Source organism: Rhodocyclus tenuis, from assembly GCF_014197755.1.
GTDB lineage: Bacteria > Pseudomonadota > Gammaproteobacteria > Burkholderiales > Rhodocyclaceae > Rhodocyclus > Rhodocyclus tenuis.
Genome location: NZ_JACIGE010000001.1, coordinates 191,241 through 214,610 on the forward strand (window position 1 = coordinate 191,241; position 23,370 = coordinate 214,610).

Genomic DNA, 23,370 nt, shown 5'->3' on the forward strand with positions numbered 1-23,370 from the left:
ATGATAGAGCAAGCCGCCCGAAGGTGGCGGGAGCCGTCGGCTTACGGCAACGACCTCAGTATCTCCGTTGGACTTTTCGTTCGCAAGCAAGCTACGGGGAATGAAAAAGCCCCGATAAACGGGGCTTTCCGTGCCTTCTAAAGGAGATCCGGATTACGCGCGACGCTTTCTGCGCGAGAAGCCGATTCCCGCCAGACCGAAGCCCAGCAAAGCCAGCGTAGCGGGCTCGGGAACCGACGCCACCGGCGATGTCGGCAGTGAGTAGGACTGGACGTTGCTCAGAGCCAAATCGACGTAACCGTTGACCTTGCTGGAAAAGGTTGGCACCCCGTCGACAACGGGAACGATGCTGAGCGAACCGCCCTGAATCTGCAACTCGTACGGGTTACCCTGGTAGTTGAAGTCCGCGATATAGAACAGCCCGTTAAACTTGCCGTCCTTGTACTGGATAGCTGCTTGCTGCATGCCGTACTGCGTTACAGCCGAATCCAGAGTGAAGGCCGGCAGCGAACCCAATTGCAAGGAAAAGGCCGTTGCACCTGGAATCTTGGCAATGTCCGGCAGGCTGGAGAAAAAGACCGTCCCGTACCCCGAATTCGCTGCGGGGATCAGGCTCTCGTCGAACACCAGCGTACCGGTGAACGTCCCGCCCGCCGGATAAGGTGCAACTGCCCCAATGAACGGGTCCTGCTGGTTGGCATTGCCGCCAAAAACCCCGACAGTGAAGTTGGCCGTCTTGTAGACATCGGCGAGGGCAGGCAGTGAAGTGGCAGCCAGCAGCACGGCCAGCAGCGCTTTTTTGGTCAATGAACTTGCTGTATTCATGAATACGCTCCCTTTTTTGATTTTGGGCGCAACTCCGACCGGCGCCATTCGCGGTCAAACAGTACGCCTCTTGCCGTACATGCAAGCACGCTTCGTGCGCACTTCCAGCAAAACCTAATGAAAGAGCGGCTTAGCGAAGCTTGAAATGCAGGAGAAATATTCAGGAGTGCAGCGATGTAAAGAAGTCCGACACAGCGCTGGCGTAGCGCAGCGCTCTGCGACTGGAGAAGCCGCTTGCTGCGGGATCATTTCGCCAGATTCGCCCGTGGTATCCGGCAAGCGCGGCGACAGGCATCGACACGCGACGGCAGAAAACGTGATTGATCTGTCACGTTTTTTGGCACAGCCCCCAAACGACAAGGGCCTGACCTTACGGTCAAGCCCTTGGGAATACTGGTGGCCAGTCGCGGAATCGAACCACGGACACGCGGATTTTCAATCCGCTGCTCTACCAACTGAGCTAACTGGCCAATCGAAGAGCCGCGATTATAGCGAGCGAAGTGGCGAGCGTCAAAACTTTGCGCGAAATGTGCCCACCGCATCTCCCCTGGGACGAGAACGACGCAAGAGCGCGATCCTTATGCCAGTGGCGGCGGGATGCTCCTCGCCGGCGGCGGCAACTCGGGAGGCGGCGGTACGCGGTAGGTCGGGAACACCACGCGGGCGATGGCGCCGCGCGACGCGCCGGCAGAAGCGGCGTTCGGTCGCAGGCTGGCGGCAGCGCGGTGCAGTTCGGCGATTTCGCGAACGATCGCTAGGCCTAGACCGCTGCCGTCGATGCCGGTGCCTTCAACGCGATAGAAGCGGTCAAATACATGCGCCGCATCTTCCTCGCTGATGCCGATACCGCTGTCCTCCACTTCCAGCACGGCGAAGTCGCCTTGCTCGACGACGCGACAGGTGACATGGCCGCCAGCCGGCGTGTAACGCAGTGCGTTGTCGATCAGGTTGTTGATAAGTTCGCGCAGGAGCAGCGCGTTACCGAGAACGCCGATGTTGCTGCCTGTGCTCTCGAAACCGAGGTCGATGTTTCGTTCCATCGCCAGCATCACCCAGTCGCTGACCACTTCGCGCAGATGCTGCTCGAGATCGAGGGGCTGCAGGGTCTGCTGAGTGTGTTCGCTGGCTTCGGCGCGCGCCAGTGCGAGCAACTGGTCGACGAGATGCGAGGCGCGGTCGACGCTGGTGGCGATCTGTTCGAGGGCGTGGCGCAAGGCCTCCGGATCGCGCTCGCGCATCGCCAGCTGCGCCTGCGTTTTCAGGCCGGTGAGCGGCGTGCGCATCTGGTGCGCGGCGTCGGCGACGAAACGCCGCTGCACCTCCATGTTCTGTTGCAGGCGCGCGATCATTGCATTGAAGGCGTCGGTCAGCGGCTGCAGTTCCTCGGGAACGCGCCGCGCCGAGATCGGCGCCAGATCGCCCTCGGCGCGCGCCTCGATGCGCTCGCGCAGGCGCGTCAGCGGGCGCAGCCCGCGCGACAGACCGAACCAGACGAGGATCACTGCCAGCGGGATGATGACGAACTGCGGCAGGATGACGCTGGCGATGATCTTGTTGGCGAGCTGCGAGCGCTTGTCCATGGTCTCGCCGACTTCGACAAGCAGCCACTGCTGGCGGGGCATCCCCGGTTCGGCAACGTAAAGATAGGCGACGCGCAGATCGCGGCCGTCGGCTTCGGTGTCGCGGTAGAAGACTTCGCCCGGCTCGTCGGGTGTCAATAGCGAGTCGTCGGGCGGTGGCAGTTCGCGGTCGCCGGCGAGCAAATTGCGCCCGGGGCCGAGCACGTGAAAGTACACGCTGTCGATCTCGTCGGCGCGCAACATGGCGCGGGCCGGGCCGGGAAAGACGATCTGCGCTTTGCCTTTGACGAAGCTGACCTGGCGCGCGACGGCATTGGCCTGCTCGCGTAGCGCCTGATCGTAGGGAAAATTGGCGACGGAGTAGGCGAAGTAGTGGGTAACGGCAATGCTGATCGGCCAGACGAAGAGCAACGGCGCCAGCATCCAGTCGAGTATCTCGCCGAACAGCGAGCGCTGACTGTCAGGGTTTGCGCTCTTCTGCGGGCTTTTCAAGGCAATATCCGAGTCCGCGTACGGTGGCGATACGCACGCCGCCCGGTTCCAGCTTCTTGCGCAGGCGATGCACGTAAACCTCGATCGCGTTGTGGCTGACTTCCTCGCCCCAACCGCACAGCTGATCGACCAGCTGATCCTTGCTCACCAGCCGACCGGCGCGCGCGATCAGCACTTCCAGCAGGCCGATTTCGCGCGCCGACAGATCGAGCGGAACGCCGGCGAGTTGTGCGCTGCGCCCGGTCTGGTCAAAGCTCAAAGCACCGCAGTTGACGACCGGCGTCGTTCCCGACGAACGCCGCGTCAGCGCACGCACGCGCGCTTCCAGTTCGGCGAGTTCGAATGGCTTGGCCATGTAATCATCGGCACCGAGGTCGAGGCCGCGCACGCGGTCGCTGGTGCCGTCGAGAGCGGTGAGGATCAACACCGGCGTGTTCGACCCACGCGCGCGCAGGCGACGCAGCACTTCCAGCCCGGACATGCGGCCCAGGCCGAGGTCGAGGATCACCAGATCGTAAGTGTGGGTGAGCAGCGCGGTATCGGCGTCCTGCCCGTTACGGGCGCAATCGACAGCGTAACCGGTCTGCCGCAGCGAACGGCCGAGCCCGTCGGAGATGATCGGGTCGTCTTCAGCGAGGAGAATCCGCATGACATCCAGGGGAAACAAAGGAAAAGCAGCTGACGCCGGGGCGCCAAGGACTCGCGGAGTGATGCCTGAGCGGCTCACACCGCCACGCCGATGGCGCGGAGTTTAACAAACTCGGGCAAGGACGGCTGTTGCGTCGCAGCATGGCAGCATCGCCCTCACGATGATACAAAAAGAAAGGCCCCGCCGAAGCGGGGCCCATCAACGCGAGTGCAGCTGCGTTGGAACGCGGGCGATTACATACCCATGTCCATACCGCCCATGCCACCCATACCGCCCATGCCGCCGCCCATGCCACCGGCCGGCTTGTCTTCGGCCAGTTCGGCAACCATGGCGTCGGTGGTCAGGATCAGGCCGGCAACCGAAGCAGCGTTCTGCAGCGCCGAACGGGTCACCTTGGCCGGATCGAGAACGCCGAGTTCGACGAGGTCGCCGTAGGTGCCGTTGGCGGCGTTGTAACCGTAGTTACCCTTGCCTTCGAGCACCTTGTTGATGACGACGGACGGCTCGTCACCGGCGTTGGCAACGATCTGGCGCAGCGGCTCTTCGATCGCGCGCAGCACGATCTTGATACCGGCGTCCTGGTCGTGGTTTTCGCCCTTGAGTTCGGTGATGGCCGAACGCGCACGCAGCAGCGCAACACCGCCGCCGGGGACGATGCCTTCTTCAACGGCAGCCCGCGTGGCATGCAGCGCATCTTCGACGCGCGCCTTCTTTTCCTTCATTTCGACTTCGGTCGCTGCGCCAACCTTGATCACGGCAACGCCGCCGGCCAGCTTGGCCACACGTTCCTGCAGCTTTTCCTTGTCGTAATCGGAAGTCGCTTCTTCGATCTGCGCGCGGATCTGCTTGACGCGGGCTTCAATGGTGGCGTGTTGACCGGCACCGTCGATGATCGTCGTGTTTTCCTTGCCGACTTCGATACGTGCGGCTTGACCCAGTTCTTGCAGGGTCGCTTTTTCCAGCGTCAGGCCGACTTCCTCGGCGATCACCTGGCCGCCCGTGAGGACAGCGATGTCTTCGAGCATGGCCTTGCGACGGTCACCAAAGCCCGGCGCCTTGACGGCAACGGTCTTCAGGATGCCGCGGATGTTGTTCACCACCAGGGTCGCCAGCGCTTCGCCTTCGACGTCTTCGGCGATGATCAGCAGCGGACGGCCAGCCTTGGCGACTTGTTCCAGCACCGGCAGCAGATCGCGGATGTTGGAGATCTTCTTGTCGAAGAGCAGGACGAAGGGATTGTCGAGGATGGCAATCTGCTTGTCCGGGTTGTTGATGAAGTAGGGCGACAGGTAGCCGCGGTCGAACTGCATGCCTTCGACGACTTCGAGTTCGTTGTTCAGCGACTTGCCGTCTTCGACGGTGATGACGCCTTCCTTGCCAACCTTTTCCATGGCGCTGGCGATGATGTCGCCAATGTTGGAATCGGAGTTGGCCGAGATCGAACCGACCTGGGCGATTTCCTTCGAGGTCGTCGTCGGACGGGCGATGTTCTTCACTTCGTCGACGATGGCGATGACCGCCTTGTCGATGCCGCGCTTGAGGTCGGTCGGGTTGAAGCCGGCGGCGACGTACTTGAAGCCTTCACGGACGATGGCTTGCGCGAGAACGGTGGCGGTGGTGGTGCCGTCGCCAGCGTTGTCGGAGGTGCGCGAAGCGACTTCCTTGACCAGTTGCGCGCCCATGTTCTCGAACTTGTCCTTCAGTTCGATTTCCTTGGCGACGGAAACGCCGTCCTTGGTCACGGTCGGGGCGCCGAAGGAGCGCTCGAGCACGACGTTGCGGCCCTTCGGACCGAGGGTGACCTTGACCGCATTGGCCAGGACGTTGACACCATTGACGATCTTCGCACGCGCGTCGTCAGCGAAAAGTACTTGTTTGGCAGCCATTCAATATCTCCTGAAACGTTCTTCGGATGGACGGAGGCTCAGGCCTCGACGACGCCCATGATGTCTTCTTCGCGCATGACCAGCAGTTCCTGGCCGTCAACCTTGACGGTCTGACCGGAATACTTGCCGAACAGAACACGGTCGCCGACCTTGACGGCCATTTCGCGAACCTTGCCGTCGTCGAGGATCTTGCCGTTGCCGACGGCGATCACTTCGCCCTGGTCAGGCTTTTCGGCAGCGGCGTCCGGAATGACGATGCCGGAAGCGGTCTTGCGCTCTTCTTCGACGCGCTTGACGATCACGCGATCATGCAAAGGACGGATTTTCATGCAGTTTCTCCTTGGTTTAGCTCAAGTGACTACGACTAGATGATCGGTGCCTGCCGGATCATGGCTTGCTTGATCGCTGCGCAGGACTGTTAGCACTCACGTCTAACGAGTGCTAATTATAGGGGCGATCCGCGGGGTTTCAAGGGCAGCGATACGAAAAAAACGGCCCGGGAATGTCGAGAGTCACTTAGTTCTGAACTGTGAGTCACTTAGTTTTGAACTGCGTGGCCATCACGCTGCTGCACCACTGCCGTCACCGACCAGTTTCTTGACGGCGAAGGTGACGAGGCGGCGAACGGGGCCTTAGCAGCCGGGGCAAAGATTGCCAGCAGCGCAGGGCTATCTACTTGTTCCAGGGGTTCCCCTGGGCACCTTTCGTGCGACCGGGGTCAGGAGAATGAGTTGCAGCGGAGAAGGTTGGCTCTTACGCCTACAGGGTCCTCAGCGGAGAAGCCCACGACTCAGCGGCCAGGGGTAACTCATTGAGCTCCGCCCTTGCCTCCCGCCAGTTCGGGTAATGTTTGTCCAGCAGGTCAATGAAGCGCGGGCTGTGAGTAGGCTCGATCAGGTGCAACATTTCATGCACCACCACGTATTCAAGCAGGTCCTTAGGCTTCTTCACCAGTTCGGTATTCAAGCGGATCGTGCCTGCCCGGTGATTACAGCCCCCCCCACTTGGTCTTCATCCGCTGCAGGAAGTAGGCGCTGACCGTGACGCCTAGTACAGGCTGCCACTTCTGAATCAGCGCAGGTATCGTCTGGTGCAGCAGCGCACGATGCCAGTCGAGCATGACTTCCTCGCGTTTTTCCGGACTGCTGCCGGGGCGGACCATCAGCGTGATGCGCCGGTGATCCAGCTTCACACCCGGCTTGGCGTCCTGCTCCACAACCGATAGCAGATAGCGCCGTCCCCATAGGTAATGGCTCTCCCGCTCGACGAACTGGCGCGGCGTTTCCCGGGCCTGGGCCTGTAGTTTTTCCTGCTGGTCGCGTATCCAGCCCAGTTTGGAGATGGCGTAGGCGCGGGCCACTTCCAGGCGGGTGCTGGTCGGTGCCACCAAGGTGACGTGCCCGGCAGGCGGATGAACCGAAAGGTGCACGTTCTTGACCGCCTTGCGGGTGACCTCGATGGTCAGATCACCCAGCTGGATGCTTTCCGTCACAGATAACCCTGCTGGCTCTTGGCGATCTCGAACATGGCCTTGGTTGCGGCGCGGTCCCGGTTGAACAGCGGGAAGAGCGCGTTCAGTACCTGGACGCCACGGGGCCCGTCGGCATCATCCTGCCAGCCGGCCGGCGCCTGCTCGCGAATGGCACGGTCGATCTGCAAGGCCAGTTCCGCCTTGTCGTCATCCTCAGTCGGACATTGGAACTGCACACAAGGAATGGAGGCCAGATTGTTGAACAGCACCGTGGCCTCCCGGTTGCCATGCAGCACGGCAGGCACACCAGCCTGGGGCTGTTTCGATGCCAGCTTGCGCACCAGTTCCTCGGCCTTCTTCAGGAATTCTTCATAGGCCGCCGCATCGTCCCGGCTCTGCTTGATCAGATCGTCCAGCAGCTTTGACATCTGATCGTAAAACTTCGGGTCGGTCAGCTGGTCGCGGATGATGGTCTTGCGGACGTTGTTGATGATGCCTTCGGCAATGGCGTTCTTGGTCAGCTTGCCCTTCTCGTTGAGCTTTCGGGCGATGGCGTCATGGATGCCGGTTTCGATGATCAACTCGGTCAGCGACAACTCGCCCAACTCACCCAGTTCCTCGGCCGTATCAGCCTGAATGTAGGTGTTGATGAGGTGGCGCATGTCCGCCTCGTAGGGCTTGATGTCCAGTTCCTCGCCGGAATGCTTTTTGATGGCGGCGCGGATTTCGGCGTAGAACTCCACTTCACTTTGCAGCTTCTCCGCCTCGGCGTCTGTATAACCGGCTTCGCTCAGGTTCTGGGCCAGATCGGCATAGGCCCGGGTGAAAAGCGCCACGGCCTTGTAGAACGATACGCGCAGCGGCTCGGTTTCGTTCAGTGCATTGGGGTTGGCCGCATTGCCGCAGAAGTAGTGCAGGTACTGCTCCACCTCCCGGGGTTGCGGCACCGGCTCGCACAGGTAATGCAGTGCCTGCCGGGCATCGTCCAGCTGTTTCTTACCTTCCACCAGCCAGTTCTTGAGCGGGACGTTATTCTCGCCACCGTTGCCGGCGTCGATGTCCAGCTCATCGGAGCTATAGACGGCGATGGCCTGCTGCACGTCCCCGAAAAGCTCCTTGTAATCGACGATGTGGCCGTAATCCTTGTCGTCGCCATCGAGCCGGTTGGTGCGGCAGATGGCCTGGAACAGGTTGTGGTCGCGCAGCTCGTTGTCCAGGTAGATGTAGGTGCAGCTGGGCGCATCGAAGCCGGTCAGTAACTTGCTGACCACGATCAGCAGCTTCAGGTTGGCCGGCTCGTCCTTGAAGCGGCGCTTGACCTCGTCCTCGTACTGCTTGGTGGTCTGGCCCTGGGCTAGCACATGCTGGGTGTAGGTGTCGAACTTGTAGCGCTCGTCACTGTTGGCCGGCTCGCGGGAAATCGCGTTGTGGTTGGGCTCGAAGGAGGTGACGAGGCCGCAATACTGGCCGAAGGTTTTGGTTTGAAAGATGCGGTAGTAATGGCAAGCATCGTAGATGCTGGCCGCCACCAGAATGGCCGTGCCACGGTCGTTGTTGAGCCGGGGCTTCAGGGCAAAGTCCTGGATGATGTCGGCGACGATGCGCGCCTTGCGCTCTTCCGCGCTCATCAGTTCTTCCATCGTCGCCCAGCGCTTGCGCAGGATCGACTTCTGGAAGTTGTTGAGGTTCTTCGTCTTATGCTCGAACCACTGGTCGATGGCCTTGCGTGAGCCGAGGCGCTGGGGCACGTCCCGGGCCTCGTACTTCAGGTCCAGCACTACCTTGTCGGCCACCGCCTGATGGAACTTGTAGGTGTGGATGTAGGTGCCGAACACGTCCCGCGTCATCTGCTTGTCTTTGCGTAGCAGTGGCGTGCCGGTGAAGCCGATGAAGATCGCCCCTTCCAGCCAGCGCTTCATCTGCTTATTCATGTCGCCGCCCTGTGTGCGGTGGCATTCATCAACGAAGACGTAGAAACGGCCATGAACCCGGGGCGGCTCGCCCTTCAGGTCGGTGGTGTCGAACTTGTGGATCAGCGCGCAGAGCAGGCGCGGCGTGGTGGCGCCCAGCTTCTCGATCAGCTCGGCGCGGGAGGTGATGCGCGGCGAAGCGGCATCCTCGCCGATCACCTCGGCGTTGCGCATGACGCCGACGATCTGCTTGTCCAGCTCATCCCGGTCGGTGATGACCAGGATGCGAGCCTCTGGATCGTGTTCCAGCAGCCACTTGGAGATCAACACCATCAGGATGCTCTTTCCACTGCCCTGGGTGTGCCAGATCACCCCGCCTTCCTGCTTGGCGACGCGCTCCTGAGCCGCCTTGACGCCCTGGAACTGGTGCTGGCGCGGCACCTTCTTCTGGCCGGCATCGAAGATGATGAAGTTGCGGATCAGGTCGAGCAGCCGGGTCTTGTCAAAGAGCTGCGCTAGCGGCCGGTCGAGCAGGCTGCCGGCTTCTGGCGTAACCCCGGCAGCGGGCGGCGCTTCGTCCTTCCATTCGACAAAGAACTGCTCCGGCGTGCCGGTGGTGCCATAACGCAAGCCTTGCGAGTCGCTACCCGCCAGCACCAGCTGCACCGTGCTGAAGAAACCCTTGTTGAAGATTTCTTCCTGATTGGTGATCAGCTGGCGCACCCCGTCGGCCACTTCCACCGAGCTGCGCTTGAGTTCCAGCACCGCGATGGCGATGCCGTTGATGTAGAGCACGATGTCTGGCCGACGCTGGTAGCCGCCCTTGAGCGTCACCTCCTCGGCCAGGGCGAAGTGGTTGTTGGCCGGGGTGGTCCAGTCGATCAGGTGCACTTTGTCGTGGGGCTGGCCGGCGGCCACCTGCACATCGACGCCATAGCGCAGCAACTGGTAGGTGCGCAGGTTGGCCTGGTAGAGGGTGATGCCGGTGCTGTCGGCCGCCGTCAGCAGTTTCTGCAGGGCGGCGGCGATGTGGGCATCGGAATAGCTGCGCTGTTGTAGATTGGCGCGCAGTAGTTCGGTTTCGATGGGTCGGTTGTTTTCCCGCTTGTTCCAGTCCCTCAGGTATTCGTAGCCGAGGCAGTCCGAGCGCGAAGTATCCGTAAAGAGCGCGATGACGCGATTCTGGGTTTTACGTTCGGAGCGCGGCTGTTCAAGCATGGGCGGCCTATGCGGTGGGGAGTCGGGCTTCACCAGTCAGCAGTTCCGACATCATAGCTTGCTTCAAGGCGCGAGTTTTTTCGAGGCGGGCTTCGAGGGCTGCCAGTTCGGCATCCATGTCGGAGAGGACGGTCGCGATGGCGGATTGTTCGGTGACAGGGGGAAATGGCAAAGAAATCGACTTGATTATCCTCAGATTCAAGCCGCCTCGCCCGCCATCACCCGTGGATAGTTCGCGTAGTTCATCGTACCTATTGTCAAGGTTGTAGTAGAGGTACTCAGGAATGAAAGATTCGTTTGGGAAAATTGCAGCAATCGATTGATTCGTACAAAGCTCAAAGTGGTTCATTGCAACCGTGCCGCGTGTCTTGCCTTGCCCCGCTAGGCCAATCAAAACACACTTAGCGGGAATCATCTTGGTGCTCGAATTCGCAAGACCGGCTTCTGTGATCCTGCCCTCAACCGCATAAACCTGCTTGAGGTTCAACTCGCCAGAATTCATCCACGGAATGGCACCGTTCCAATACTCTGCAATCTTTGTGCTTGGCGTGCCCCCGGCAGTGCAGTCCGTAAATTCTCCAATTCGCTTCACTTCCCACTCCCCGCCAAACCCCGGCAGGCGGGTTTGGCCGGTGAGGAGTTGCTGCATGGTGGCCTGTTTGAGGTCGCGCTTCTTGGCGATCAGCTGGGTCAGTCCGTCGAGCAGCGCATCCATATCCGACAGGGCGGTGGCGATGGCGCGCTGTTCGGTATGTGGCGGGAGCGGAAGTCCAAATGCTTTGAGGGCAGGCATCTCGACCCCCGTCTGGCCGGAAGACCTACGCGAAAGCGAATCAATAAGCTGGAAGAGCTTTTCTTGCGTCAGAACGTGAAATAAAAATTCCCGTGAGATTACGTCCTTCGGCGTGGTCTTTATCAGTGCGACGTTGTATGCGCCCTCAATGCCACGGAGGATTTGGAAGATGGGCGGCCCATATCTCCCAATCATGATGTCCCCAGCAGTGCATCTTTTTCGCGCCATAGCCTCAGGAATGAAAGATGCGTATTCGTCCGTCTTGTAATCCCGGATTTGGATCAGTCGCACATAGCCGGGTGTTGGCGAAAACTTGAATGTGGACCTCGGTGGTTGTGAGCCACCTGCAAACGTAGCAACGCCGCCAATGGTCGAAGCAACCCAGTCTTCCGGAATGATCCCGACCTCTGTCTGCTTATATCCCGGTCTCAATTCCACGCTGCCCCCATGCTCTTGAGGTGTTCTTCCACCCTAGCCGACAGCGCCCCGACCTCGTCCACCAGCTGCGGCAGCGGCGTCGCATACCGTTCAGCCAGTTCGCGGATGCGGGCAGTCAGGGTCTGGCCGACGCGGTCGAGCTCACCTTGTAGGTCGACAGCCAGTCGGGCCAGCCATTTGTCGTCCACCACCAGGGTCTTGATCTCCGCCACGCTGAGCTTGGCGTAATGGTCATGGGCCAGTTGATCGAGCTGGGCATCCAGTTCCTTGACGGCTTTCTTGAGCTTGCTTTCCTTTTCGCTCAACTTGAGCCATTGCTTCAACACCGCCAGTTCGTCCTTGGCCTCGGGATCGTTGCCAATCTCCTTGACGCGCTCCTTCACGTGGGCAGCGTTGATCTTGTCGAAGCCGGCGAAGACGGCATCCTCGCCGCGGTGCTCCTCTTCCAGTTCGGCGATCTGGCCGGCGATGGCTTCCAGTTCGGCCTGCCTAGCATCCAGCGTCGCCTGTTCCGATGCGAAGTAGCGGGCGACGAGGTAGGGCTTGGGGATCAGGTCGCAGGCCCAGCCCTTGTCCTTCTGCTTGCCCTTCTTGTCGGTTTCGACGATGCGCGCCGGCTTGGCGACCCAGCCATCGGCGGCGATCAGGTAGGCGTCGTCCTGCATGGTTTCGGCCCAGTAGTCCATCAGGTGCTGATAAACGTCGTAGGGGTCGAGCAGGGGCGAAGCCTGGAAAGCGGCGAGCAGGGTTTCGGAGACGGTGCCGATCAGAGCCTTGGGGTGGTCGTTCTGACCGAAGCCGGTCAGGCGCGGCGTGATGGCTTCGCACCATTTGCCGAACAGAGCGTTCACCTTGTCGGTGAAGGCGATGAATTCGCCGTGGCCGAGGATGGCGGCCTTGATTTCGCCCACCGGCAGCTTGAGGCGGGCGTAGCCAGGGCGGCCGGCCGACTCAAACAGCGCGGCGCGTAGGCCGGGCATCTGCTGCCAGTCGGCGGCAAAGGCGTCGATGTCCCGCTCCGGGATGCCGCCGTTAAGGTGAGCATCGATGTCCTGCAGGTCTTCCGGCTCGCTGCTGTCGATGTAGCGCGGCAGGTTAAGGTTGAAATCGTTCTTGGCGTCGGCGATCTCGGTGAAGGGCACCATGCGGGCGTAACGCGGGCTGTCGATCTGCCGGGTGAAGGTATCGACGATCTTGTGGATGTCCTGCTCGCGCAGGCGGTTCTTGTTGCCGTCCTTGATGTAGCCCTTGGCGGCGTCGATCATGAACACGCCTTTGCGAGCGGCGGCGTTTTCCTTGTCCAGCACCAGGATGCAGGCGGGGATGCCGGTGCCGTAGAAGAGGTTGGCCGGCAGGCCGATGATCCCCTTGAGGATGCCGGAACGGACCAGCTGCTGGCGGATGACCGCCTCGGCATTGCCGCGGAACAGCACGCCGTGGGGCAGGATGCAAGCGGCTTTGCCGTTGGCCTTCATGCTACGGACGATGTGCAGCAGATAGGCGTAATCACCCTGCTTGGCCGGCGGTACGCCCCAGCCGAAGCGCTGGTAGAGGTCGTCTTCCGGGGTGAGGCCGGTACTCCAGGTCTTGTCGGAGAACGGTGGATTGGCGACCACGTAGTCGTAGGTGCGCAGACCTTCGCCATCCTTGAACTTGGGCGCCGCCAGCGTGTTGCCGGAGAGGATGTTGGCGGTGGGGAAGTCGTGCAGGATCATGTTCATCCGTGCCAGACCGGCGGTAGTGACGTCCTTTTCCTGTCCTTCCAGGGTGATCTTGTTGCCGGCTTCGGCAGCGACCTTGAGCAGCAGCGAACCCGAGCCGCAGGTCGGGTCGTAGGCAGTGGTGGCGGCCTTGGTGTTTTCGGGTGAGATGCCGATCACCTTGGCGATCACCCGGCTGACTTCGGACGGGGTGTAGAACTGGCCCTTGCTCTTGCCGGAATCCTGGGCGAAGTGGCGCATGAGGAATTCATAGGCATCGCCGAGGATGTCGTCGTGCTCGGCGCGGTTCTCCGAGAAGTCCAGTTCCGGCTTCTGGAAGATGCTGACCAGGTTGGACAGCCGTTCCACCATGGCCGAACCTTCGCCCAGCTTGTTGGGGTCGTTGAAGTCCGGGAAGTCGCTGCGGGCCAGGCGGGCGTTGGCGTCAATCAGCGGCTGGATGATCTGGGTGTTGATCTTGTCGCCGATGTCACTCTTGCCCTTGAGGGCGACCATGTCCGCGAAGCTGGCGCCCTTGGGAATGACCACGGGTGGCGCGAAGTCGTCGCTGTCGGCGTACTTGTCGCTGATGTACTTGATAAACAGCATGAACAGGACGTAGTCCTTGTACTGGCTGGCATCCATGCCGCCACGCAGTTCATCACAAGAGGCCCAAAGGGAGGAGTAAAGATCAGATTTCTTGATAGGCACGGGATATTTCGGTTGTCATTCGACGAAACCGACAACTCTAACCCATAGGACGCGTGAGCCGAAGGTCGGCGCGTGCGCTGCCGCCCCTCCTGGCAGCCTGTCGGACTATCGCCTGGCAGCTCAGATGATAGAAGCGCGCCCATCGAAGCCAATCTGAGACATGAGCCGTTTTCATCCAGTTAATCGCCAGACCGGCTACCTTGCCACGCTGGCAACGCCTAAGGATGCAGCATCTTCAGCCGTGCCTTGAGCCCTGCAGCCTCGCCGGGGTGAAATCTCGCAAGATGGGTCACTCGACCTGAAACAGATGCGTGTTCTCGCCATTGCTCCGCAGAAAGAGGGCCTCGGCTTGCGAGGCGCTCCAGATGGTCTACAGCCGCCCGGATTCGCCCCCTCTCGGCCTTCGGAAGTCCTGGCAATTGATTGACCGTGAGCTTCGTGACAGTCATTTGTTGGCCGGCAGTTTTTAGGTCATGCTTCTCGCGCTTGGGTTTGTACCCTCTCCGTAACATGAGGCCGAAGATCAGACGAACGATCTCGTTCTTATGCTCAGGTGGAATTGGCGTTTTCGATGATGCGGCAATATCGTCGACAAAGCGTGAATAGACGATCCCGTCTGCTGCAAAACGGTCATGCAGCGCCGGCTCGTCCCGCCAGAAAACTAGGTTGGCAAGATGCGGGCTGGTGATTGCCCCCTGCGGCAACTCGCCATTCCGTGTGGTCAGTGCAGTCAGCAACCGTGCAACTTCGTCCGAGAACCTGAAAAAATTTCGCCACACATCGAACACGTGGGCCGTGGTTGTCGACGGAAAGAAGCTCCCAATGTCTTCCGTGATGACGAGTGCTGCGCCCACGTGCAGTTCGGCATTGGTCTTGTAGTCCCGGCCTTTGATGCTGCCGGTGAGGTAAAGGGGGAAGGTGACTCGATCAAGAATCTCACTCTTGATGCGTCGGTGGACTTCTTTCAGGGCGGGTTTCGCGTCAAATGTGACTCGCTTGCTGCCATCACTTTTCTCGATCTCGTGAGCGATGCGATACAGCCGATCTGCGTTGTTGCCCAGATAGCCCAGCCGCTGCGGCGAAAAGCGTAGAGCCTTGCCCAGCGATTCGATACGGCGTATCGCTTGCCCGCTATACAAGGGGGAACTGGTCGGCAACCGGTTCACTAAGCAGTTCCAGCGCGGTGCGAGCGAGCTCGCCAGCAAGTTCTTTGTCCATGCCAGTCAGTTCGCCATGTTCCGCAGCCAGGAAAAACAGTATCCCGACCGGTACGTTAAGCGCCTGAGCAACCTTCGTCAGGGTTGACAGCGTGGGATCCCTCTTGTTGTTTTCCAACAAGCACAGATAAGAAACGGAGCACTCGGCACGACGAGCCAGATCCGACTGCGAAACACCTCGGCGGGTACGGCACATCTTGATCGCTTGTCCTACGTTCATTTCTTTCGTCCGCAAAAAGCAAATATTGGGCTTGCTGCGTCTTGGCTCATTCCATTTACCGCAGCAGGTCGGTGAGATTAGTCACCAACGTCATTACGGTATCGATGATTTGGAGTACCCGAAGGGCAAGTTCGCCCAGCGGGATTTCCGGCCTTTCTTCCTCCGCAAGCCTTTTGAGCTTTTGGAGTACGTCATCGAGTTCTGCCAGAGCGCCAGCATCGAGTTGGCTGTGATGCACATCGCGCAGCTTTTGGAGCGTTGCGATGTTGTTCTTCAAGACATCATGTTTCATTGGATTTCTCCGTCATCTCGGCAAGTCGCCGAAGCCCCGTAGAAAAGCGAGCGGCCGAAAGGAGCCAACCCGATGCGCAAGCCCAACACCAGTCTTTTCGGAACCAAGGAAGCCCCGTCATCGCTCGTTGCGCGTGGCACTGCGCACTGCGACCGGCTCCCGCCGCTGGACCGAACTACCGGCTCAGCGGCACCGAATAATCTCTAACACTGGACGTCAGAGCGGCCTGGACAAGCCAAGCATTGCAACACTGACCTTTCGTTTTCGCGGGAAACGAAGAAATTCTTAAAGAACGAGCCTAGGCGGTACGCCTAGCCTAGAAGCATTAAAACAGACCGCCCCAACAAAGTCAATTTATTTTGACTGACGGTCAATTAAATTATCTTCTGCATAAAGTATCGGCACAGTCGGCGTCAGCCAAGCGGGGCGCCACCCCAGAGCCGAATTACCGGCAGCACCCGGGCGCATTGCTGACGTATCTCAGGATGTTTCCCTGCGTAAGCAAAGGCCAAGGAGCGGCATTCGACCATCGTGAGCAATCGACTAGCTACGGACAGCTACGCCGCCGACTGCCCTGCGGACCGGAGGTACCTCGACAACTCCCGCGCCGCCCGATCAGCACAAGGTCCCAACCAAAGCAGCCCTGCGGCCAAAAGTGCCACCTGCGCACCAAAGTACGAAAATACAGCGGCTTCGTGCGTCGGCCCTGATCGGATGAGAGTGAGGATCACCGCAAAGAACACGTACGCCAGCAAGGCGAGCGCGGCAACGGAAGCCAGATTCAACACGCCCCGCGTGAAAGGCGAAAACCTGGCGATGACCAGTTCCCCTTCCGCGGGCCGCCCAAGTCGCCAAAGCCGCTTAAGGCTCCGAACGACGACACCATCCTCCGGAGTAAGCTGAACCCCCGTACCCCACCAGATTGTCGGATAGCGAAGCAACTGGGCAAGACGAGAATCGTTCAAAGCGCCGTCCACCACGAGACCGCGCAAGATTCGATACCGGCGATGATTGACGGCGACCCCATAACGAACCAATGTTGCGGCCCGAAACGCCTTGGCCAGTTCCCCGGGGCGAACATCCACAGGGGCGTCACTCGCCCGCAGCGCCGACTGGAGTTGCACCACCCGCCGGGCGTTCCAGGGCTGTGTTAACCAAGCGCCGGCCGAGACGCGTGTCGACCTGATGACCGCCAATTGCAACAGTGGATTGCCATCAATAGCCTTCCCAAGGGCTTCGCCGGGATGCGTTTCGATCCTTGCTCGCACCCCAGCACGACCGGATGACAACCCTGTTATCACGGCAGTCGAGAGCATCGCGGCATCTTCGCGCTGTCTATCCTCGTTAGCTTCGCTCACAGGCCAACCTCGGCGGCTTCAAGGGCTTCCTCAAACACTGCTGGGGACAGGCCACCAACGTCTGACTGCGGGGACAACCGTCGAAAAACGAACCATGCCAGGTCGACTTCCTGCTCTGGGGAAACCTGAAGCTCGTGGATAGCCGCCTCCCTGCGCACCCACGTCAGAACCTCTGAAAACACCCCACGGGATTCCTTCCGCTCAAGTGAAGGAATGCCGGTTGCCACCCATGCACTATCGATCCCTAGCAAATCCAAGCGAGGCAACAGGTCGGTAGGGAATGTCGTTCGACCCGCCTCGTACTGGAGCACGGACAGCTTAGTAAGGCCTAAGACCTCCGCGACTTGTCGCTGAGAAAAACCGTTGGTCTCGCGGGCGGACCGGAGACGTTCTCCGGTGAGGGCGCGCGCACGTTGTCGCTCATCGTCCACTTGAGACTTCGCCATGTCCTCAACTCGTTCTTGATTTTGCGATGGTATAGCGTAGCATACCCGTCATGAACAGCGCAGACCCGACCCAATTTGATCAAATTCGCGAGGCCGATCTTGCTGCGGTTCGGCAACGCTTTTGGGCGCGTGGCGAGACGATCGCCGAGTGGGCAGCCAGCAACGGCTTTAGCCCGGCGACGACCTATTCACTTTTGGCGGGCCGACTGCGTGCCCGACGAGGCGAAGCGCACAGAATCGCTGTAGCACTGGGACTCAAACCCGCGCCGACGTTAGCCGGCCAGGATGCCGAAACCACGCGTGATGAAGGAGCCAAGCCATGAAATAAAAACGCCGACCTCCCTCGCAGAAGACCGGCGTCCCGACAGGGAATACCTATCGGCTGGCACCTAAAGTATTTCCCCTTTGTGTCGTCCGGTCAAGCCCTTTTGAGGGTAACGGGGCTGCTTTGCCCTTGATCCGGAGAACACGGAATGGAGAAATCCGACCGTAAGGTCATCACGCGCTCGCCATCGCATGGTGTTGCAGCGGTTATTGCCGGCGGCATCCTCAATAATTACGTTGAGGCCGAGTCGACGCTCGAGTCAGACTTCATCCGGCGCGCGGCGTTGATGCCGTCGCATCCAAAAGTCTTCCACCAGCCGTTTCGGTTGCCGATCTCGCCCAAAGGTTACACACCAGACTTCTTGCTTTTTTTCGACTCCAGTGGCTTCAAGGCGGTCGTCGAAACCAAGATGTCCATGCGGATCGACGCCAAATACACCGAGCTGTTCGATGACGCCGCCTGCTTCCTCCGGGAGCGTGGCTACATCTATTTCGTGGTGACCGAGGCTGAACTGCGACACCACGGCATCCACACGCGGGCAAAACTCCTCACCCGCTACGCGAAGCAGCAAGTCGCAACATCACACGCGGACAAAATCATCTCCATCGCCGCGTCCTACCCTCACGGCATCCCCGTCGGCTCGCTCGCGCGTAAGGCACAAGTGCCTATCCATCTAATCCTGGCGCTCGTTGCCACAGGCAAGCTGACCACCGGCCCCCTGCTGCAAACGGATGCGTCAGCAATCGTCAACACTTTGAATGACTCAAAGGAGACCGCAGATGAGATTCTCGTTCGTCGCTGGCTTGGCGCTACGCCATGGGACCAGGACTATTGAGCTCGTCAGGGAGTTATCTGACGACGAGTACCAATTTGAAGATGTTGAAACACGCCGGCCCCAAACCCTGCGCAAGTACCAACTACTGAAGGATATCGAAGCAGGAAAGTACTCCGTGGTCTTTCCCGCGCTCGCAAAAGGGGCGTCTGGCACGGTCATAGACGCGTACGAAAGCTCCTCGCTCCCGGAACACGTGCAAACAGAGATCGACCGGCGCTACGCCTACGTCATGGGCATGGCGAAGCTGGGGATCACTCGCGGCAACCGTAAACTGGTCCCCAAGGCGATCGAACGGGTCGCTGCGTTCATCAAGGATAAGAAACCGCCGGCGCCGAGCACTGTGCTGGCGTGGGCTCGCCGCTACGAAAACAGCAACAAAAGCGCACGTGCGCTGGCGAGCCGGAACTACGGCCGCAGGAGCCCGAAACGCATGCACAGCGTCATGCATGCACTTATCCTGGAAAAAATCCGTGCAGAGTACCTGACAGAGGATCGCAAGTCCCTCGAACACACAAGCATCGTGATCAACGCCGAAGCTCGAAAGCTCGCCGCCCAGGGCAAACTCGATATAGATCAGGCCAAAGTCAGCAAATCAACCGTCGCGCGCTACGTGCAAGACCTTGATCGATACGAGGTCATTGCGCGGCGCTACGGACTCGCTCGAGCGCGGATGCTCTGCCGCACACCCATGAGAGATGACTATCCCCAGTACCCGTTCGAGCGCGTCGAGGTGGATCACACACCATTTGATTGGGTGGTCATTTGCGACCGCACAGGCATCCCGCTGGGGAGACCCCTGCTGACGGCTGCAATTTGCGCGACAACAGGCTATCCCGCCGGAATGTATCTGAGCTTCTATGGCCCGGGCGTAACTAGTATTTCCGGCGTCTTGCGAGCAACGATCCAGTTAAAGGACGAGGTTTGCCGCATAGCCGGCACGAAGCAACGATGGCTCGCAGCCGGCATCCCCGATGGACTGCAGCTGGACAACGGACTCGAATTCCACGCCATGGCATTCCGGCGAATGGCGCGTGACATCGGAATGGATCTGTATTACTCGCGAGTTCGCACCCCGTGGTCCAAGCCTCACATTGAACGATTCATGGCCGACCTGGGCTTTCTGACCCTTTCTGGCGGGCGTATTCGCAAGCGGCTGGCGAACGTCATTGATGCAGATCCCCGGACGACTGCGACGATCACATTTTCCAATCTCGTGATCGGACTTATTCGCTACATGGTCGACGTGTACCCGATGCGGATCAACGACCGCAAACTCGCTCGCCCCTACGATCTGATGCTTGAGGGGATTGAGCGATGCCCGCCGGCGAACTATCTGGCGGACAGCAACTTACTCCGGCTGACAACCGCTCTATCCAAGAAGCTCACGGTCAATCAGGGCGGTGTCGAGCTACATGGGACCCCCTATGGTGGCGCGGAACTCCTGCCGATGCGCAAAGCGATCGGAAAGAGCTTCAAAACGGAAGTCCGATGGGACCCTGACGACATCAACCAGATTTGGGTCCAGCATCCGATCACATCGGACTGGGTCGTCTGCGCCTCTCGCTGGCCACAATACACCGCCGGCCTGTCCTGGAACCAACACCTGCTGATCCGCAAGTTCATGCGCCAGGAGTTGAAACTCAAAGGAGCTGAAGAGGATTATCGCAGGGCATACATTGCTCTCCATGAGTTCTGGATGGACGTGAGCCAGAAATCTTCCGCCGACGCGAAGCTGGCGGCCAGGTTTTCCGGCGTGACCTCGGCGCGCGTGTTCAATCAAGCGCAGCCCCCCACTCCAGTCCCTCTTCCAATCCCGATCCCCAGTGACGACGGCAATGCGGCAACTGTAGTCCCCCGCACGCCCCCGGAATTTGATGCCTTTATTTTTGAGCTGACGAATGGATGACTTTGATTTTGGCGACTTTGACCCCGTCGAAGCCGAGGAACGCACGACACGTTCACGCCAATTGCAGCAGTACTGTGCGGGAGCGCTGCAGATCGCTGCTGCCGTCGAACGTGTCTTCGTCCTTTTCCCGCAGTTCGGCGCCTGTCTGGCTGCCTGTGACCGTGCTTTCCAGCTCTCGCGTACGCTCAACACGCCCCAGGGAATCCTTATCAAGGGCGAACCCGGCAGCGGGAAAACCACGGTCGCGAAATATTTCATCCGCTCGTTGCCGCAATCCGACCTCTTTGACCACGGATTTGGCGCCCTGTTGATCCGACTGAGAACAGCGCCGACGACCGCGCAGGCCGTCGGCGCAATGCTGCGCGCCGTGAAATACCCGTTCACCAGCGTCAAGCGTACCAACGTCCACACGATGCGCGATATCGCGTTCGAATCCATTCAACATCATGGCACACGGATCATCTTCATCGACCAGGCCCATTCCCTAAGCTATCAAGCTGGACAGAAACGAAAGGATGTAAACGAAACCACCGTCTCCGACCTGTTGGTCGAACTGATGGATCAAACCGGCGTCAGCCTGTGCCTCCTCGCTGACGCTAACTTTACGCGACTAGAGGATGTCGCCCCTGCGCTAGCAAGCCGTGTCACAGTCCGCGAGGCGCTCTCCGAATTCAGGAACGACGAATACTGGGCAGGTTTCCTGTGCGCATTCGCAAGGCAGGCAAAAGCTATCGCGCTCGATTGCCTGACACTGCCAGACATCCAGCAGAGAACCTACACGGCTACGATGGGTAACCGTCGCCGCTTCCGCCGTCTGATCGTCGAGGCAGTCTTGATTGCGTCGGATGGAGGTGCGGCAGCCGTTGCCAAGGAGCATCTGGCGCGAGCGTTCGCCCTCGTCACCGGGACGGCGAGCGAAGCGCCAAATCCTTATGTGGCGTGACATCAGGGCACTCCCGATCCGTGTTCCATTCGTTGACTCCGAGTCTGGGCTTGGCTTCCTGCTGCGCGCCTTTTCCGCGAACGGTGTCTCGCTTCTCAAGGCTCGCGAGCTGTTTTCCATCAAGGACTGGCGGCTCCTCACCCCTGAGCAAGCGGCTGCGTTGTCCCGGGCAACCAACGCCGAGCCACACTGGTTGGCCGAGCGACTGCTGATGCGGGACGCTCAGACGCCCGAACGCTTTAAGTACTTTGGCCAGCTGTTTGGAGGCCACGCGGCCTACGCCAACATTAGTGCGAAAGTCTGCCCAGACTGTCTTCGCAAAAAGCGGTGGTGTCATCGAGTCTGGATTCTTCCCGGCGCCGCCTACTGCTACGTGCACGGACGCCCTTTGATCGATAGTTGCCGCCGATGCACGAAGACCATCAGTTGGCTGCGGCCCAGTATTGACCTTTGCAAGTGTGGCCGATATCTCGAGGGAGATTTATCGATCGGCGCCTGGCAGGCAATGCCCCTCGCCTCTGCGTGGACGCAATGGCTTGATCTGCGTCTCGACACAACCCGCACGAGTGAGAGCAACAACATTGCCGGCATACCGCCGTTCCTGAACAACCTGAGCATCGACGGGAGCACGTCGCTCGTCCTCGCATTTGGTGAGCACGAGCGGCCGGACGACAGCGTCAGTTCGCCACGAAAGGTAACGCCTAGCAAACTGAGCGCAAAGATTCAAAGAGGCATCGAGCGTCTCGCCTCAATTGATGGAGCCCCCCACGAAGCCAGGCGTTGGTCGCCCTACGTTCACACACCCACCCTGGAGAAAATGAAAAGGAGCGGTATCACCTCTGCTGATCGTCGATGTGCCGCGCTCTTGCTCTCCTATGTCGGCCGGCGGTCTCCTCGCTGCCACGGCGGGAAGCAGCAACGCGGGCAGTTGGAACTGTTTTTCTGAAGAGCAGCAGATATGAGACTTTTCAATGTTCCGGCGCCTCAGCCATTCGAAGCAGCGAGCTCGTGGATATCCCGCTTCGCCCTCTCGCAGGGAATATCGACCGGAGAAGCGCTCGAGCATTTCGGCGCTGATCCAGCACTGAAGGGAAAAATCGATGGGATGGTCATCGGCGAAGTGCTACGCGATATACGGCGACAGTGTGGGCTCCCCCCGACTGCGCTACTCGTCCATGAACGGGTCATGACGTCCTTCAGGAAGATCGAGCCAACGGGCGACTCGTTGTTGCTGCATAAGGCAGGATCGAAGGCACTGTTCAATTTCTGCCCCGCTTGCGTAAAGAGCATGCGCACGCCACATATCCCAATTCATTGGCGCTTTATCGCGTGGCGCTGGTGCCCCGAGCACGATTCGATTCTTGAATCACGATGCAGAATGTGCGGCGAACGTCAGTCCAGTCTGGTCGACCTTGCAATGACGAGCCCCGGCAAAAACGGACGCCCTTGGTTCAACGCATGTCAATACTGCGGAGTCCCATTCAAAAGTTTCGCTCCGTGCCAACTCATAAAAGATGAGGAACGTATTGACTGGCCGATCCAGCGCAAGGTCCTCGTACAGGGGCGCGCATTTCTCGCGTCGCTATTCGACGGGTACTACTCCGCGAACGGAATAGTCAAGAACGACATAGCGGGAATTCGAGAGGACATCAGCCTTAAAGCATTCGAGGTGCCCATCGATCTTCTGAGCGCCGAGTGGTTCCGAGGTGATGCCGATGAATCTCAGTTCACCCGCATGAAAAGAAGGTGGAGATTTCGGTGGATAGCCAATCGATATCTAACGCCGAAGTCCAAACTTATAGATGCGGCGCGCGAAAATAGATGATCTTCGTGACCTGGCCGGTGATTTTCGTTCCAACTTATGATTGAAATCGTGATCGTCAGCTGCCATACGCGTTACGGACGCAGCTAGGTAAGCCCACCAACTGCAGCAAAGGCCGAGGACCGGTAATCGGCCAAAGCGGACGGTGAAGCTGCATTTCATGAACGACTACTGTGCAGCGAATGCGGAACTGGCAAAGCGTTCACGCTTTTCGCGTGTTGCTGCTGATTATCGAAAGTGCGTGTTGTCGCTACTTGGCGGAGCGTGACGGGCCAGTGAAAACCGGCATGCTGTCATTATCGGCGCTTGGATGTGTGAGGCTACACCGAAATT

21 protein-coding genes and 1 tRNA gene are annotated in these 23,370 nt (G+C 59.7%); 6 read left to right on the top strand and 16 right to left on the bottom strand.

The window, feature by feature from the left end:
* Positions 1 to 153 precede the first annotated feature (153 nt).
* From GGD90_RS00895 to GGD90_RS00965, 16 genes are all read right to left on the bottom strand, one after another.
* Positions 154 to 825: a PEP-CTERM sorting domain-containing protein gene (locus tag GGD90_RS00895; protein WP_228273741.1), complete on the bottom strand. Its 672-nt coding sequence runs from the start codon at positions 823 to 825 to the stop codon at positions 154 to 156.
* Positions 826 to 1,219: 394 nt separating this feature from the next.
* Positions 1,220 to 1,295 (bottom strand) — tRNA-Phe (locus tag GGD90_RS00900).
* 108 nt (positions 1,296 to 1,403) lie between these two features.
* A complete protein-coding gene (locus tag GGD90_RS00905) occupies positions 1,404 to 2,897 on the bottom strand; it encodes a sensor histidine kinase (RefSeq protein WP_228273740.1) in 1,494 nt (497 codons plus the stop codon).
* Entirely contained in the window at positions 2,866 to 3,546 is a 681-nt protein-coding gene (locus GGD90_RS00910) for a response regulator transcription factor (protein ID WP_153117025.1), read from the bottom strand. Before GGD90_RS00910 ends, GGD90_RS00905 begins: the two co-directional genes overlap by 32 nt.
* Before the next feature lie 233 nt (positions 3,547 to 3,779).
* Complete coding sequence (gene groL, locus GGD90_RS00915; protein WP_153117024.1) at positions 3,780 to 5,432, bottom strand: chaperonin GroEL; 1,653 nt, start codon at positions 5,430 to 5,432, stop codon at positions 3,780 to 3,782.
* 38 nt (positions 5,433 to 5,470) lie between these two features.
* A complete protein-coding gene (groES, locus tag GGD90_RS00920) occupies positions 5,471 to 5,761 on the bottom strand; it encodes a co-chaperone GroES (RefSeq protein WP_153117023.1) in 291 nt (96 codons plus the stop codon).
* 430 nt (positions 5,762 to 6,191) lie between these two features.
* Positions 6,192 to 6,398, bottom strand: coding sequence for a M48 metallopeptidase family protein (locus tag GGD90_RS17935; protein WP_233448458.1), 207 nt, complete (start codon positions 6,396 to 6,398; stop codon positions 6,192 to 6,194).
* 22 nt (positions 6,399 to 6,420) lie between these two features.
* Positions 6,421 to 6,924 carry a M48 family metallopeptidase gene (locus GGD90_RS17940; RefSeq protein WP_265589158.1) on the bottom strand — a complete coding sequence of 168 codons (504 nt, stop codon included), beginning with the start codon at positions 6,922 to 6,924 and terminating at the stop codon, positions 6,421 to 6,423.
* A complete protein-coding gene (locus GGD90_RS00930; protein WP_153117022.1) occupies positions 6,921 to 10,031 on the bottom strand; it encodes a type I restriction endonuclease subunit R in 3,111 nt (1,036 codons plus the stop codon). The genes GGD90_RS17940 and GGD90_RS00930 overlap by 4 nt, the downstream gene beginning before the upstream one ends.
* 7 nt (positions 10,032 to 10,038) lie before the next feature.
* Positions 10,039 to 11,262, bottom strand: coding sequence for a restriction endonuclease subunit S (locus tag GGD90_RS00935; protein ID WP_153117021.1), 1,224 nt, complete (start codon positions 11,260 to 11,262; stop codon positions 10,039 to 10,041).
* Complete coding sequence (locus GGD90_RS00940; protein ID WP_153117020.1) at positions 11,253 to 13,673, bottom strand: type I restriction-modification system subunit M; 2,421 nt, start codon at positions 13,671 to 13,673, stop codon at positions 11,253 to 11,255. Before GGD90_RS00940 ends, GGD90_RS00935 begins: the two co-directional genes overlap by 10 nt.
* A gap of 218 nt (positions 13,674 to 13,891) precedes the next feature.
* The gene (locus tag GGD90_RS00945; RefSeq protein WP_153117019.1) at positions 13,892 to 14,839 is read right to left on the bottom strand and encodes a reverse transcriptase family protein; all 948 of its coding nucleotides are present in this window, start codon (positions 14,837 to 14,839) and stop codon (positions 13,892 to 13,894) included.
* Positions 14,805 to 15,110 carry a helix-turn-helix domain-containing protein gene (locus tag GGD90_RS00950; protein WP_153117018.1) on the bottom strand — a complete coding sequence of 102 codons (306 nt, stop codon included), beginning with the start codon at positions 15,108 to 15,110 and terminating at the stop codon, positions 14,805 to 14,807. Before GGD90_RS00950 ends, GGD90_RS00945 begins: the two co-directional genes overlap by 35 nt.
* Before the next feature lie 55 nt (positions 15,111 to 15,165).
* Complete coding sequence (locus GGD90_RS00955) at positions 15,166 to 15,402, bottom strand: hypothetical protein (protein ID WP_153117017.1); 237 nt, start codon at positions 15,400 to 15,402, stop codon at positions 15,166 to 15,168.
* Positions 15,403 to 15,959: 557 nt separating this feature from the next.
* Positions 15,960 to 16,760, bottom strand: coding sequence for a hypothetical protein (locus tag GGD90_RS00960; protein ID WP_153117016.1), 801 nt, complete (start codon positions 16,758 to 16,760; stop codon positions 15,960 to 15,962).
* Positions 16,757 to 17,206 (bottom strand): helix-turn-helix domain-containing protein, encoded by a 450-nt coding sequence (locus GGD90_RS00965; RefSeq protein ID WP_153117015.1) that lies wholly within the window; start codon positions 17,204 to 17,206, stop codon positions 16,757 to 16,759. The genes GGD90_RS00960 and GGD90_RS00965 overlap by 4 nt, the downstream gene beginning before the upstream one ends.
* A 50-nt stretch (positions 17,207 to 17,256) precedes the next feature.
* Here GGD90_RS00965 and GGD90_RS00970 point away from each other — a divergent pair, with 50 nt between their 5' ends.
* The 6 genes from GGD90_RS00970 (at position 17,257) to GGD90_RS00995 (ending at position 23,040) form a co-directional block, all read left to right on the top strand.
* The gene (locus GGD90_RS00970) at positions 17,257 to 17,529 is read left to right on the top strand and encodes a DNA-binding protein (RefSeq protein ID WP_153117014.1); all 273 of its coding nucleotides are present in this window, start codon (positions 17,257 to 17,259) and stop codon (positions 17,527 to 17,529) included.
* A 150-nt stretch (positions 17,530 to 17,679) separates the two neighbouring features.
* Complete coding sequence (locus GGD90_RS00975; protein ID WP_153117013.1) at positions 17,680 to 18,366, top strand: hypothetical protein; 687 nt, start codon at positions 17,680 to 17,682, stop codon at positions 18,364 to 18,366.
* Complete coding sequence (locus tag GGD90_RS00980; protein ID WP_184414884.1) at positions 18,311 to 20,272, top strand: Mu transposase C-terminal domain-containing protein; 1,962 nt, start codon at positions 18,311 to 18,313, stop codon at positions 20,270 to 20,272. Before GGD90_RS00975 ends, GGD90_RS00980 begins: the two co-directional genes overlap by 56 nt.
* Positions 20,265 to 21,215: an AAA family ATPase gene (locus GGD90_RS00985; protein WP_153117011.1), complete on the top strand. Its 951-nt coding sequence runs from the start codon at positions 20,265 to 20,267 to the stop codon at positions 21,213 to 21,215. Before GGD90_RS00980 ends, GGD90_RS00985 begins: the two co-directional genes overlap by 8 nt.
* Positions 21,205 to 22,161 (top strand): TniQ family protein, encoded by a 957-nt coding sequence (locus GGD90_RS00990; protein WP_184414885.1) that lies wholly within the window; start codon positions 21,205 to 21,207, stop codon positions 22,159 to 22,161. The genes GGD90_RS00985 and GGD90_RS00990 overlap by 11 nt, the downstream gene beginning before the upstream one ends.
* A 12-nt stretch (positions 22,162 to 22,173) precedes the next feature.
* Positions 22,174 to 23,040, top strand: a complete 867-nt coding sequence (locus tag GGD90_RS00995; RefSeq protein WP_153117009.1) for a TniQ family protein — start codon at positions 22,174 to 22,176, stop codon at positions 23,038 to 23,040.
* Positions 23,041 to 23,370 lie beyond the last annotated feature (330 nt).